The sequence below is a fragment of the Rickettsia akari str. Hartford genome, from assembly GCF_000018205.1.
In the GTDB taxonomy this organism is placed as follows: Bacteria; Pseudomonadota; Alphaproteobacteria; order Rickettsiales; family Rickettsiaceae; genus Rickettsia; species Rickettsia akari.
The window spans coordinates 552,692-566,268 of the sequence record NC_009881.1 but is presented as its reverse complement, the minus strand read 5'-3'; the positions used below and the strand labels follow the sequence as shown (position 1 = coordinate 566,268).

Here is a 13,577-nt window from a genome sequence, read left to right as displayed (position 1 = left end):
ACCTAGACATCACTGCTTATAGACAATCTATAGTAGATGTATTGTGCAAAGATACACACGGTACTCAATTCATTGTAGAGATGCAAATAAGTAAACATCCGGGCTTTAAAAAAGAGCTCAGCTTTATGCAGCAAAAGCTTACTCAAGGCAAATACTCAAAGAGGATGAAAATCATAAGAAAATGGCAGTATATGCAAAACTTCGAGGGGTAATATTCTTAGCTATTGCCGATTTTATTTTATTTCCTGATAAAAAAGATTGGAAATCAAATCATGGATTACTTGATAATAAAACTTATGAAAATGACCTACAAGATTTTTATTTTATCTTTTTAGAACTAGAAAAATTTAATAAAGAATGCGATCAATTAGAGAATCTTCAAGCAAAATGGGCGTATTTCTTTCAGTATGCACATGAAAGCTCTCTAGAAGAAATGGAGCATTTGATAGGTGAAGCCCCAATAATTAAAAAAGCTTTTTATGATCTAGATCAAGCTAGCTGGTCTGAAGAAGAGTTAAATACCTATGAAAAAATGGTAAAAACCGAAATGGATAATTTAACCGTAGAAGAATAAAAAATTATAAGGATACTCTAGCTAAAGGGAACGCTAGGGAAAAAGTTACTATGGTTAAAAAATGTTAGCAAAAAATAGACCTTTAGATGAAATTATGTAATTTACCGATTTAACAGCAGAAGAAATCGAAAAATTAAAGTAGCAATGAAAGTACTCAATATTATGCTAAGCCGTGATCTTGGCGGAATTCAACAAGCATTTTTAGATTATAATGCAGCTCTTGAAATGCAAAAAATTGAGATTACAAATATCACTTCTTACAAAGCAAAAATAAATTCTTTTCTACGTAAGACAAGTTTTAAACTACCTAACTTAGTACCTATTGATCCGTTATCGGTACTTATTCTTAAATATATAATCTACAAAATTAAGCCCGATATAATTATAGCACATGGCAATAGAGCAATAAATTTTAGTAAATTTATTAAATCACAAAATATAAAATTAATCGGTATCGCTCATAATTATAGTTTAAAAGGACTACGTAAATGTGATTTTGTTATTGCATTGACACATCATATGGAAGAATTTTTACTAAAAAATAACTTTGCCAAATCTAGGATATGCATCCTACCGAATATGATAAATATTTATAAAGACTTTACTCCAAATAAAACATATAGAAAACCTATCGTAATTGGTGTACTAGCAAGATTTGTAGCTAAAAAAGGTGTTGATGTTTTTATTAATGCTATAAAAATTTTAAAAGAAAAAAAATATGATATTCAAGCTGTTATAGGTGGAAACGGTGAGGAAAAAGATAATTTAATTGCTTTAGCACGTAAACTTAATTTACAAGGTAAAATATCATTTACGGGATGGGTTAACGATAAAGATAAATTTTTTAAACAAATAGATATTTTTTGTTTACCGTCTCTTCATGAACCGTTTGGAATTATAGTGCTTGAAGCAATAGAGGCAAGCGTGCCTCTCGTTAGTACAGATACTGAAGGGCCTGCAGAACTCTTAAAGCATATGCAAGACGGTCTTATTTGTAAAGCCGGATCTGCTGAAGATTTAGCAGAAAAAATTGTCTATCTAATAGATAACCCATTAAAAGCAAAAGAATTTTCTAAAAATGCCTACCTTACTCTTAAACAAAATTATGACATTAAAGTTGTTTCTAAAAAGTTAGCAACATTATTACGCAGTTACAACAATAGTTAGTTGAAACAATAATAGTCTATATTGACATCATAGCTTAAAGATGCATAAGTAATATTAATTTATTTTAATGAACCTGCTCAAGAGTTTTTTTCTCATTCCTGCGTGGATCAAAAAAAGTACTCGGTATCCAAAAATAACTTATTATATATGTTGTGTTATCATATAGCAAAGCAGCAATACGTTTATCAGTTATAAGTAACGTCACTATAAATTACTTTAATCTTTTAGCATTAGACAAATAAATATATCTAACTGAAAAACTAATTGAGACTCAAACAGAAATTTATAAATTAAATCAGAAATTATATAATCTTAGCGTAGTTGATCTAATATCGGTTAGTGAAGCTGCTTCCGAGCTTGCACTTACTAATTTGTCATTGCAACCTTTAAAACAACAAATGCACGAGCAGGAAACAGCTTTAAAAATTTTAAGTAGGTAGAACTCCTGACAATATAGTAAACGGCTTAATTTATCGTGATAAACCTAGATTATTTCCCTGCTCTACCGGTATTACCTAAAATATTACCGTCAGAACTTTTAGGGCAAAGACTGGATATTAAAGCAGCAGAGCAGAATTTACTAGCAGCAGATGCAAACTTAAAAGCAATAAAAGCTACTTATTTTATGCAAATTTCTTTAACAGGTTTATTAGGACTCGGTAGCAATAAACTTAATACTCTATTTACTCACTTATCTGAGACTGGGTGTAAGTTATGGATGCTTTATCGTTTGAACAAACATCAAGTAATAATTTTTGGGCCACAAAATGAAGCATCTTTAACATCTATATTTAAGCGTGCTGATCAGCGTTATAAACGAAGTAATATAAGATTACTGAACAGTGCTTACCGCTAAACAAAACGAAATTGACTAGGTGGCTATAAAGCTTTCACAGCTAAGTTCTATGGTTAATATTTTCCATGCTCGTGTAGGAGAGTGGTAGTACGATCCACGTCATTGCGAGCGACTGCAAGCCTTGTTGCATAAATGAGCAAAAAGAACACAAACACCTTAAAACAATAATGCGGAATTTGATATTGATAACATTATTAGTGCTAATAGTAATATTAGTGGTTTGGGTAATAAAAAATCATCATAAAAGTAGTAAACAAATCACTATAGCAACTCCGGTTGAAATAACAAAAGTTATCAGAAAAGATGTACCTTATGTGATAGAGCTTGCAGGAGCGGCTGAAACTTACCAAAGTGCCGATATTAGACCTCAAGTTACATGACAAATATTAAGTGTAAATTTTGATGATGGACAAGAAGTAAAAGAGGGTGATTTATTATATAAAATCGATTCTCGTCCGTTGCAAAATCAATTACATCAAGCACAAGCAAATTTACTAAGTGATACTTATAACCTAAAAAATGCTATAAAAGAAGAAGCAAGATATCGTGCTTTATCTGAAGAAAAAGCCGTTTCGGAAGAGCAATATTTACAGATGCTAACTAATATGGATATGCTTGGGGCTGCTGTTGAACGTGATCAGGCAATTATTGCAGATACGAATTTACAAATCAAGTATTCAAAAATAGTAGCTCCTTTTGACGGTAAACTTAGTGAGAGTAATGTTGATATAGGTGATTTAGTGTCACCATAAAGTCTTGTCACTATAAATATCATCTCACCTATTTATGTCAGTTTCTTCGTACCTTAAGAATATCTAGACCATATTAATAAATCTCAAAAATCTTATGACTTGGCTTTGACGGTTAGAACCGTAAACGATCAAGAAATTAAAGATGGTTGGATAGTCTTGGTAGACAATGCAATTCATCCAAATAGCAGCACTATAAAAGTCAAAGAAATTATACCTAATATTGTGGCCTTGGCAATTCGTACGTGTATCATTGCATCTACACAGAAAAAGATGCTCTAATAGTTCCGTCTAAGGCGATGCAAACTAATGATCAATGACCTTATGTATTTGTGGTCAATAAAGACAATAAGGCCGTGGTCAAGAATATAGATATAGTTTTTTCTAATGATGATTTTATTGTTATTAAAAGCGATATAGATGATGGTGCAACGCTAATCACCAACGGGCAGCTATGATTATCTAACGGACCAGAGGTGAGTGTTAGGGAGGAGTAGTTTATTCTTACTTCCTATGTCATTCCAGTGTAGGTGGGAATCCAAGATAAAGAGAAATTTTAATTTTAAAAACTTAATATGTATACAATTTGTAATTACTGGATTCAGTCGACAAACCACAGAATGACAGGTGTGAGGAATAATTGAGTATTTCAGAAATATTTATTAAGCGTCCGGTTCTTGCTGCCTTATTCATGGCGACTATTTTGCTGTTTTGAGCATTCAACTATAGGCTATTACCGGTAAGCGTTTTACCTTACATCGATTTTCCGACTATTCAGGTTTCGGTAAGCTTGTCTGGATCTGATCAAACCACTATGGTATTTTCAGTTGCATTACCGTTTGAAAAGTAGTTCTCTAGGATATCCGATATTGATTCGATGAGTTCGGTTAACAGTAACTGCACTACTCAAATTACTTTGCAGTTTAATTTAGAGCGTGATATAGATGCAGCGGCACAAGACGTACAAGCAGCTACCGCACAACTTACCTACTCCACCCTCATATCGTAAAGTAAATCATGCTGATATACCCATATTTTATTTATCTTTAACCTCTGATACTCTCCCTTTATATACTGTGGACTATTACGCTGAAACAATTATACCTGAACATTTATCAATGTTACCGTGTGTTGCACATGTACAAGTGTACGGCTCACAACAATCTGCAGTGCGTGTACAAATTGATCCGGTTAAGATGGAAGCAAATAATCTATGGCTTAACCAAGTATCGAATATTATCAGCTCTGCTGACGTTAATTTACCGACTGGAGCTTTATACGGTAAAGATATCTACTCGAGCATTAGAGCCACGGGCAACTACAAAATGCTAAAGAATATAATGATTTAATATTAACTTATAAAAACGGTAATCCGCTTTTTCTTAAAAAGATCGGTAAAACCATCGATAACGTAGCTCACAATCAAATATCCGCTTGGAGAGATAAACCTGTAGTAATACTTGCTATTCAGAAACAGCACGATACTAACACTATTGAAATAGTTGACTCTATAAAAGATGGAAAAATGTGAGAATAAAATAGCAGCATGTATTAATAGTACTAAAGAAATAGGATTTACTATCGTCTCAATGACTCTATCACTAATGGCGGTATTCATACCGATATTATTTATGAGCGGAATTTTAGGGAAATTACTACACGAACTTGCGGTTGTTATTACTACCGCTATTTTACTTTCGGGAGTTATTGCGATAACCGTAACTCCAATGTGATGTAATGTGTTTTTGAATGATCGTCATTGCGAGGAAAAGACTACGTCTGTCATCCTGCGACTTGATCGCTGGATCCAAGAAAATATAAAAAACTTTTAATATGGATACCGCGGTCAAGCCGCGGTATGACAATGAGAAGAGTAATGACGGTCTATCACTAACCGAACGTGCCTTTGAATATGTCAAACAAAAATATGGTAGCAGTATAAAAACGGTAGTAGAGCATTCAAACACTACTATGATGATATTTCTCTTAGTCATCATCGCAATGGCTTATTTATTCGGGAAAATCCGTACAGGCTTTATGCCTGATTCCGATACAAGACAAATCTTAGTTTTTACTGAAGCCTCCCAAACTATTTCCTTTTATGCGATGGTAAAATAACAGCATCAAGTAAGCAATGTATTACTTAAAAACCATAACATAGATTCATTCTTTTCGGCCGCAGGTGTTTCGGGTATAAACTCTGCCGTTAAGCAAGGTACGATTTTTATTAGCTTAAAACCAAGAAATCAAAGAATAGGAGCTGATGCAGTTATAGACCAGTTACGCTCAACACTATATCATCTAGTAGGTTTAAGAGTATATATTCAACTATTACAATTGGCGGACAAGAAACAAAAAGCCAACATTAATATACTATGCAAGGACTCGATCAAGATGAGCTATTTAACTTTACACCGAAATTAGAAGACAAGCTTGTACGGATGCCAAGTTTTATTGACGTAACTTCGGACTTACAAATAGCACAGCCACAAACTTTAGTGCAGATGTTATCTTTAGTCAATATTAACTCTACAAACGGCAATTTAGTACCGCTAACTACCATTACTAAAATTGTTAATATTGTTGATCTGCTTAGTATTTCACATTTCGGGCAATTGCCTTCGGTTACAGTATCATTTAAACTACAAGACGGGTATTCAATTAGTAATGCCGTTCCAAAAGTTAATCAGGCAATAAGAGACTTACAAATTCCGGATACGATTACCGGAAGCTTTCAAGGAACTGCTCAGGCATTTCAATCGTCTTTTTCCGATCTGGGCTATTGCTTGTGGACTTGCCGTTATAGTTATTTATATTATCCGGCATGTTATATAAGAGTTTTGTGAATCCTATAACCATACTTTCAGAGCTATCTACCGCTATATTTGGAGCATTACTCACTCTACTAATATTTAATAGCGAACTTGATATTGACGGATTTGTCAGGCTTATAATGCTAATCGGTATCGTTAAGAAAAACACTATCATGATTATCGATTTTGCTTTGGACCTTGAACGTACCGGCAATAAATCTTTGCATGAAGCGATTGATGAAGCATGTATAATAAGATTCAGACCGATTATGATGACTACCATAGCCGCATTAATTGGAGCTCCCTTGGAGTCGGAGCTACTGGTGCTGAGAGAAGCTCTCTAGGACTTTGCCGTAGTCGGTGGGTTACTCACATCACAACTACTACTCTTTATATTAAGCCGATAAATCTTCTTGTATTTGGAAGCAGCTAAGAAATGGCTAAAAAACAGCAATTATAAAGCTGAAATTAGAACCTATCCGGAATTAAATTGGAAAGATTAACATTAGACTTCTTGTATAACGTAGTTAATAAAGAGGAATTTGAAGGAAACACGAAGCACAGAACTGCAGCGTACACTATAGTACATAAGGATGAATGGATAGTATTGACGTACAAATTACCTTTAGAAACAAGTTATGCCATAAGTCTAATGTTGTTAGCTCGAGCAACTCGTTCGGTATCATACCGTGGCTTGACCAAGATATCTAGAAAAATAACTAAAAATACTAATAATATTAGTATTTTAACTAGATCCCATGGACAAGCCATGGGGTGACAGCATTATCAAGATTGTTCATTCCATAGCATCATTTTTACTACTCTCTTTTATATATGCTTCAGTAATATATGTCTTAATATATTCCATATCAGATACGTTTTTTAATAAATAAGGTGATACAAATTCTAATATGTCATTACCGCTTCTTTTATACTGAACAAATGAGCAAGCAACACAAATGCCGTAGTCATTTAATTTATTAAAACATTCTTGTATCTTGTCCGTCAAATGTTGCTTTGCAGATTCTACAGATTTTAAAGCATATAATATCTATTCCATTGTTGCTTGAATAGAACATCATCTGAAGCCATCACGTAAGCTTTTTTAAGCTATTGATCTTTAAAAAAGTAATTTTTGTTGATTCTTTTATTTCAGCAACAATAGGATTTTGAAGACCTTTTATAAAGGTAAGACTAGAAGTACTTACTGAGAGTTTACTTTTTATAATATACCTATTAATAAATTTAACATATTTCTATGTTAAAATATTAATTTTTATTAAAAAATAATAAACCTATTGATAGTGATAAATATATGACATATATTATATCGAACAAGCATTACTAGCGTCCTCATCATCTTCACGGATAAATTTATGCTTTACCTTAGAATTGTTATTATACGGCTTACTATTTTTTACTGGTGGATAATTTATAGGTTCATAATTTGTAACGGGCGGTGCATAATTTTGGTTTACTGTAGCATTTGGACAAGTATATTTTGATATATCACGCTTAGTTTCTCTCAGCATTGCTTTTATCTGATTTAATTCCTCTTGTATCTTTTTTTCTTTATCGCTATCGTCTTTTCTAACCTTTTTATTTGCTCTACTTAAAGTCATATCATCATCGGATTCAGTGAAGCCGGATTCTGCTTTCTGCCTTGCTATATCCCTTTTAATCATCTTAAGATACATTTCACGATTTCTCTTTACAGGATCGATTCTCTCTCCTCTTAAAGGACTATCGCTATCATAGTCATCATCATCGTCGTTATCATAATCAAGATTATCTTCTATAATATTCTTTTTAGCTAAAGTAATATATTTATTATTATATACTGGTTTTCTTTTGCCGCCTCTAGCACCTTTACTATCAACCAATCTATTATTTGCGGATCTTTGAAAATAGCTTCTAAAATTATCCGTACAAGCTGAAAGTAAAAACATTCCTAAAAATAATATTATAATTTTCTTTAACATATATTTATATTATTCCAAAACTTTTATTATGATTAATGCCACATAATAGCCAATTTTGCAAGGACAAAGAACCAAACTGCTGTGCACTTAATTAAATTATTGTTATTCTGAGGTATTTTTGGTATTGTTGCGTACCTTACTGTTATCCCGTTGCTTAACCACAGGATCCAGCATTTTTTATTTGTTTCTGGACCCAGGTGTCAAGCCACGGGGTGATAAATCACTCCTTCTATTAAATCACTTAACAACACATGCCCTTCTTTTCTTCTTTTTAATAAATTTTTTGAAGCCTCTTCTAATATCTTAGGATTACTTATCAAATCGAGTATTTTATCTGCTAATTTTCCTGCAGAAATATCACTCTGCTCTAAACACCATCCTGCTTTTTTATCTTCCAATAATTTTGCATTGTAATATTGATGATTATCCGCAGCACTAGGCAGTGGAATAAAGATTGCCGGCAACCCTATATATGTCAATTCTTCTATAGTAGATGCTCCTGCTCTTGAAATCACTACATCGGCTTCTTTATATTGCAATGCCATATTATCAAAAAATTCGGCACATTCATAATTAATGTTTAATTTCGAGTATATATCTTTTATTTTTACTTGATCATCTAATGCGGCTTGCTGGATTATATTTAATTTAAGATTTGGTTGTTTTTGCATCAAAATTTGGATACTTGCAGGTATCAGCTCTGAAAATAACGTAGCTCCTTGACTACCGCCAAAGATGAATATAGTAAAAAGCTTGTCATTCTGTGGCGTTACCACGGAATCCAGTCTTTTTTTTATTTTTTTGGACCCCGTGATCAAGCCACGGTGTGACGCTGAGTACACTATAGAATCCAACTCCCTAATATTCTCCCTAACTATCCCACCGGTAACTACTATTTTACTTTTTGCAAATTCCGGTAAATTTTTTACCTCTTCATAAGAAATAGCTATCCTTTTAGCAAAGCTTGCAAAAAATTTATTAACTTTCCCGAGGTAAGAATTTTGTTCATGAATTATAATCGGTACTCTTAAAAAAACTGCCGCAAACATCGAAGATATAACAGGATAACTGCCAAATCCTATAATAGCTGAAGACCTGATATTGTATAATAATTTAATAGCTTTTAAGATCGCAATTGATAAGTTTGGTAAAAATAAAAAAATATTACTTGAGCGTTTTAAATCTAAGATATGAAAAATTAACCCCAGATTCTGATTTATATATTTTTGGCATCTTAAATCAGTAATAAAATGAACTTCATATCCACGTTTCACTAATTCTTCTCCAAGAGCAACAGCCGGGAAAAAATGCCCGCCCGTACCACCTGCTGCTAAAATTATTTTTTTCATATTTCAACATTACGAATTTTGTACGAATTTAAAGGAGTACGGTGTCTTGTAAAGCCAAGAAGCATACCGGTAGCGATAGCTATTGCAAGCGTTGAAGAACCACCGTAACTAATAAACGGCAATGTCATACCTTTAGTAGGTAATAAATGTAAAGTTACGCCCATATTAATTATCGCCTGAAGCCCTAATTGTGCAATTATACCGCTAGCAGCGAATTGTACAAATTTATCTGTTTCGTTTAATAATTTAATAAGACTTCTTAATACTATAAAAGCAAATATACCTATAACAACCAGGCAAATAATAGCTCCAAACTCCTCACCTGCTACAGCAAAAATAAAATCTGTATGTGAGTCAGGTAGTACCTGCTTTACTGCTCCCTCTCCTGGACCGCGTCCATATAAACCGCCATGCTCAAAAGCCTTAAGAGATTTACTAACTTGATAATTCTCACTACTATCAGGATCTAAAAATGAATTAATTCTTTGCGTTACATGAGGTAACCAAAAATAAGCAATAGTGACTCCTATCATGCCTAAAAAACCGGCTAGCACAATCCAAAATATCGGCATACCCGCAATAAATAGCTGAATACCGAAAACCGCCGTAATCATTACAAGCATTCCAAAATCCGGCTGAATAATTAAGAGAATAGCAACAATAGAATAAAATATTATACAAATTGTAAAACTTGGAAAATCATCATTAAATTTCAGCGACAATATCCAGCCCGTCACAACTGCAAAAAACGGTTTGATAAATTCCGAAGGTTGAATAGATAGACCTAAAATATTAATCCATCGCACTGCTCCTTTTACTTCATAGCCAAAAAATTTAACTGCTATTAATAAAACTATACTAGCAATAAACCCAATTATTGCAAAACGCCTTAACCATTTTTTATTAAGACATGAAAATAATAATATAAGACCTGAAGCAGCAGCTAAATAAAATATTTGTCTAGATGCAAAATAACTTTCTTCAAGCCCTATTCTACTTGCTACTGCCGAACCTGAGGTAGTAACAAGCATTAGACTAAAAGCAAATAAGATAATTAAAGAAATTATTATTTGCCTATCGGTACTCCGCCACCATAATTTTATAAAATTATTGGATATTTCGTTATTCATGACTATATTTATGTTATTGCATGGATCGGAAAATATGCTCGAGGTCATACCATGATCACGCCTATAGTACCGGACCTTTTTCGTTTTATGTCATTCCCATGGAGGCGGGAATCCAGTTAAATAAAGCTTCAAGAAGCTTTATTTGCAAAAACTATCTAATAAAAAGTCTTTAAAATTAAAGATTTTTTAGTCTGGCTCCCAGCTTTCGCGGCTATGACATCGAAAATTTTTTAACAACCGTCCGGTACTATCAGTCAAGCCACGGGTGATAGTATACTACACAACTTTATAAACAACTCGCCACGCTCTGCAAAATTTTTAAACTGATCATATGAGCTACAACTAGGTGCTAACAAGATATTTTTCAACTCCGCATTATCACCTACTGCATCCTTATAAGCAAGATCAAAAGCCTGCTCAAGATTATCACATATTACAAAATCTACTATATTCTTAGTAGTATTTGCAAATATTTCTTTAGCTTGACCATAAAAATAAGCTTTCTTAATTTTACTGAAATAAGGCTTTATGCATTCAATACCGCCATCTTTAGGGATTCCTCCAGCAAGCCAGTAAATATTATCAAGTGCTTTAATTGATTGTACGGCAGATATAGCATTTGTCGCTTTACTATCATTGTAAAAATTTATATTATTTATACTACAGATATATTGCATTCTATGCGGTAAACTCTGAAAACCACTTATAGACTCAAGTATTTTTTTAGGTTCTACTCCTATTATTTTAGCTACTGCATAACTTGCAGCGATATTCTCATCATTATGAGTTCCTTGCAAATTGTTATTAAAAGGTACAGCATCATTCAGAAAATTTGATACAAGCGAATTTTGTAGGTCCAGCCTGTGCTCACATACTTTTATACGCTCCGCAGGCTCGCCTTGAAATTCATTTTGTCTGAAGCTTTCTGAATTATACTGACATTCAAACCTTATATCATCAAAAAAATTATCGTTAATTTTATTATCAACTACCGAAATGCAGTTTTCAAGAATTTTAGTAACCGAAAAAGGAACTAGTTTTATACGTTGCTCCTGCTGTAATGTGATAAAAATTTCACGACAATAATCATTATCAATATTAATTACTGCATAACTATCTTTATCCATTCGATCAAAAATCTTGGATTTTGCTGCAATATAGCCGTTCATATGCTGATGTCTGTCTAAATGATCTGGAGTTATGTTAAGAAGCACTGCTATTTTAGCTGTAAAGATTTTTACTAGATCTAGCTGAAAAGAAGATAATTCAAGTACATATCCGTCCTTACTTGCTTTAGCTTGCAAAGCAGGAACTCCAATATTACCGGCAACCTGATAGTCTAAACCGCTACTATTTAAGATATGGCTTATTAAAGCAGTAGTAGTACTTTTACCGTTTGTACCAGTTATGGCGATAAAGTTTAAATTTTTTGATTTTTCAAATAATAAATCTATATCAGAAATGACTGGAATATTAAAATTTTTTGCAATACCTACTATCTTATGTGTTAAAGGAACTCCAGGGCTTAAGATAATTTTATCTAAATTTTGCCATCTTAAATCAGATAAAGCAACAATAGCACTTTTACTATATAATTTTTCAAATATATCTCTATTTGCTTTTAAATCGTCATAAATAATTATGTCACATTTACCATGCAGCTCTTCATAAACCGACATACCGGTTTTACCAAGCCCAAAAACACCTATTTTTTGTTTTGTATTAGAATGCATAAATTTGTAATTGATATGGTGAGCGCAAAATTGTCATCCCGTGGATGGGGCTACGGGATAATACAATTCTTAATCCATATCCTGCATTAAAGCCTTTTCACCTTCATTAAATTCCCCTTGTCCTTTTACATTACCATAAGTTGTTTTACTATTCCCAGGGTCTGGTAAATAATAATGAGGAGGCACTTCCAGTGTTTTAGCACGCTGTACTTGATACTCATTAGGTCCAGCTGTTGATATACCTAAGGTTTCTTTTAACTTTTTACTACAAGCAGAAGTAATTAATAAAACAGTCAATAATAAAAAAATCTTTTTCACTTAAACACCTTTAATTTAAATTATACTTTATCGTTACCGCCCTGATCGGTGTTACGAATTTTTTCAGCCATAGCTTCAATTTGAGCATTATCATAATTCCCTTTAATCTTTTCTTCAATAACTTTTTTAGTATTATCATAATCTTCTATTAAGATAATTACTCCTATTGTAATAAAGCAATCAGCTAAATTAAATACGGGGAAGCTATAATTATGATAATGGAAATGAATGAAGTCAAAGACTGCCCCTCTAAAACACCTATCAATTAGATTACCAACAGCCCCACCAATGACAAAACTATAACCGGCAAAACTCCCTATTGTGTTTGAACGTATCATCAAATAATATAAATAACAGACAATAAGCGTGTTCGTTATTAAAAAAATAGCATTACTATACTGATAATATTCACGCATTAGACCAAAACTAATACCGTAATTCCAAGTATAAACCATATTTAAGAAAGAAGTAACCTTGAGCATTAAGCCTGGTGTCCATCTCAAATTATCAATAAACCACCATTTACTTAACTGATCAATAATTACTAAGGTGATTATTATACTAGTACTACGAGCAAATGTTAGATATAGTTTTTTTATGAGTAGGCACATAGATGTTTATGAAAAATTAAATGCATGGGACTGGTTACGCAAATCGTCATTGCGAGTAGGCATTGTTACGTGGACCAAAAAATCCATTCGGTGTCATACCGTTGCTTGGCCACTGTATCCAAAAAAACAATAAAAATACTAATAATTTTAGTATTTTTAACTGGATCCCGCTATCAAGTCGCGGGGATGACAACAAAAAACCGATCCACGCAACAATTCCACGCCGAAATAACATAAGACTATCCACACAACAACACCTTCAGTCGCTTGCAATGACGGCTATCCTATAATGAAA

14 protein-coding genes and 5 pseudogenes are annotated in these 13,577 nt (G+C 33.0%); 12 read left to right on the top strand and 7 right to left on the bottom strand.

Annotation, left to right across the window (positions count from 1 at the left end):
- Positions 1–41: 41 nt before the first annotated feature.
- From A1C_RS02810 to A1C_RS09450, 12 genes and pseudogenes are all read left to right on the top strand, one after another.
- Positions 42–574, top strand: a pseudogene (locus A1C_RS02810) (PD-(D/E)XK nuclease family transposase).
- A gap of 144 nt (positions 575–718) precedes the next feature.
- Complete coding sequence (locus A1C_RS02805) at positions 719–1,741, top strand: glycosyltransferase family 4 protein (RefSeq protein WP_012149543.1); 1,023 nt, start codon at positions 719–721, stop codon at positions 1,739–1,741.
- 475 nt (positions 1,742–2,216) lie between these two features.
- Positions 2,217–2,597 (top strand): TolC family protein, encoded by a 381-nt coding sequence (locus tag A1C_RS09095; protein ID WP_012149542.1) that lies wholly within the window; start codon positions 2,217–2,219, stop codon positions 2,595–2,597.
- Positions 2,598–2,794: 197 nt separating this feature from the next.
- Positions 2,795–2,977 (top strand): RND transporter, encoded by a 183-nt coding sequence (locus A1C_RS02795; protein WP_232279075.1) that lies wholly within the window; start codon positions 2,795–2,797, stop codon positions 2,975–2,977.
- A 78-nt stretch (positions 2,978–3,055) separates the two neighbouring features.
- Complete coding sequence (locus A1C_RS08550; protein WP_012149540.1) at positions 3,056–3,349, top strand: efflux RND transporter periplasmic adaptor subunit; 294 nt, start codon at positions 3,056–3,058, stop codon at positions 3,347–3,349.
- 329 nt (positions 3,350–3,678) lie between these two features.
- On the top strand, positions 3,679–3,804 hold the full coding sequence (locus A1C_RS09090) for a hypothetical protein (RefSeq protein ID WP_269479055.1): 126 nt from the start codon (positions 3,679–3,681) through the stop codon (positions 3,802–3,804).
- A 419-nt stretch (positions 3,805–4,223) separates the two neighbouring features.
- Positions 4,224–4,355: an acriflavin resistance protein gene (locus tag A1C_RS07690; protein ID WP_157211893.1), complete on the top strand. Its 132-nt coding sequence runs from the start codon at positions 4,224–4,226 to the stop codon at positions 4,353–4,355.
- A gap of 10 nt (positions 4,356–4,365) precedes the next feature.
- Positions 4,366–4,877: pseudogene (locus A1C_RS09455) on the top strand (efflux RND transporter permease subunit); the annotation flags it as partial.
- Positions 4,864–5,076 (top strand): annotated as a pseudogene (locus A1C_RS07680) (efflux RND transporter permease subunit); the annotation flags it as partial. The pseudogenes A1C_RS09455 and A1C_RS07680, both read left to right, overlap by 14 nt.
- Before the next feature lie 151 nt (positions 5,077–5,227).
- A pseudogene (locus A1C_RS08085) lies at positions 5,228–5,464 on the top strand (efflux RND transporter permease subunit); the annotation flags it as partial.
- A gap of 371 nt (positions 5,465–5,835) precedes the next feature.
- Positions 5,836–6,503, top strand: a pseudogene (locus tag A1C_RS09235) (efflux RND transporter permease subunit); the annotation flags it as partial.
- A 146-nt stretch (positions 6,504–6,649) separates the two neighbouring features.
- Complete coding sequence (locus tag A1C_RS09450; RefSeq protein ID WP_041816765.1) at positions 6,650–6,937, top strand: palindromic element RPE1 domain-containing protein; 288 nt, start codon at positions 6,650–6,652, stop codon at positions 6,935–6,937.
- Positions 6,938–6,955: 18 nt separating this feature from the next.
- Here A1C_RS09450 and A1C_RS02765 read toward each other — a convergent pair whose 3' ends face one another.
- The 7 genes from A1C_RS02765 to lspA all read right to left on the bottom strand — a co-directional run bounded on the left by A1C_RS02765 (position 6,956) and on the right by lspA (position 13,282).
- Entirely contained in the window at positions 6,956–7,168 is a 213-nt protein-coding gene (locus A1C_RS02765; protein ID WP_012149537.1) for a hypothetical protein, read from the bottom strand.
- 316 nt (positions 7,169–7,484) lie between these two features.
- Positions 7,485–8,141, bottom strand: a complete 657-nt coding sequence (locus A1C_RS02760) for a hypothetical protein (protein WP_012149536.1) — start codon at positions 8,139–8,141, stop codon at positions 7,485–7,487.
- 200 nt (positions 8,142–8,341) lie between these two features.
- Positions 8,342–9,490: an undecaprenyldiphospho-muramoylpentapeptide beta-N-acetylglucosaminyltransferase gene (murG, locus tag A1C_RS02755; protein ID WP_012149535.1), complete on the bottom strand. Its 1,149-nt coding sequence runs from the start codon at positions 9,488–9,490 to the stop codon at positions 8,342–8,344.
- Positions 9,487–10,620, bottom strand: coding sequence for a putative lipid II flippase FtsW (gene ftsW, locus A1C_RS02750; RefSeq protein WP_012149534.1), 1,134 nt, complete (start codon positions 10,618–10,620; stop codon positions 9,487–9,489). The genes murG and ftsW overlap by 4 nt, the downstream gene beginning before the upstream one ends.
- 254 nt (positions 10,621–10,874) lie before the next feature.
- Positions 10,875–12,353 carry a UDP-N-acetylmuramoyl-L-alanine--D-glutamate ligase gene (gene murD / locus A1C_RS02745; protein ID WP_012149533.1) on the bottom strand — a complete coding sequence of 493 codons (1,479 nt, stop codon included), beginning with the start codon at positions 12,351–12,353 and terminating at the stop codon, positions 10,875–10,877.
- Between the two features lie 69 nt (positions 12,354–12,422).
- On the bottom strand, positions 12,423–12,671 hold the full coding sequence (locus A1C_RS02740) for a DUF3035 domain-containing protein (protein WP_012149532.1): 249 nt from the start codon (positions 12,669–12,671) through the stop codon (positions 12,423–12,425).
- 20 nt (positions 12,672–12,691) lie between these two features.
- Positions 12,692–13,282, bottom strand: coding sequence for a signal peptidase II (gene lspA / locus A1C_RS02735; RefSeq protein WP_012149531.1), 591 nt, complete (start codon positions 13,280–13,282; stop codon positions 12,692–12,694).
- Positions 13,283–13,577 lie beyond the last annotated feature (295 nt).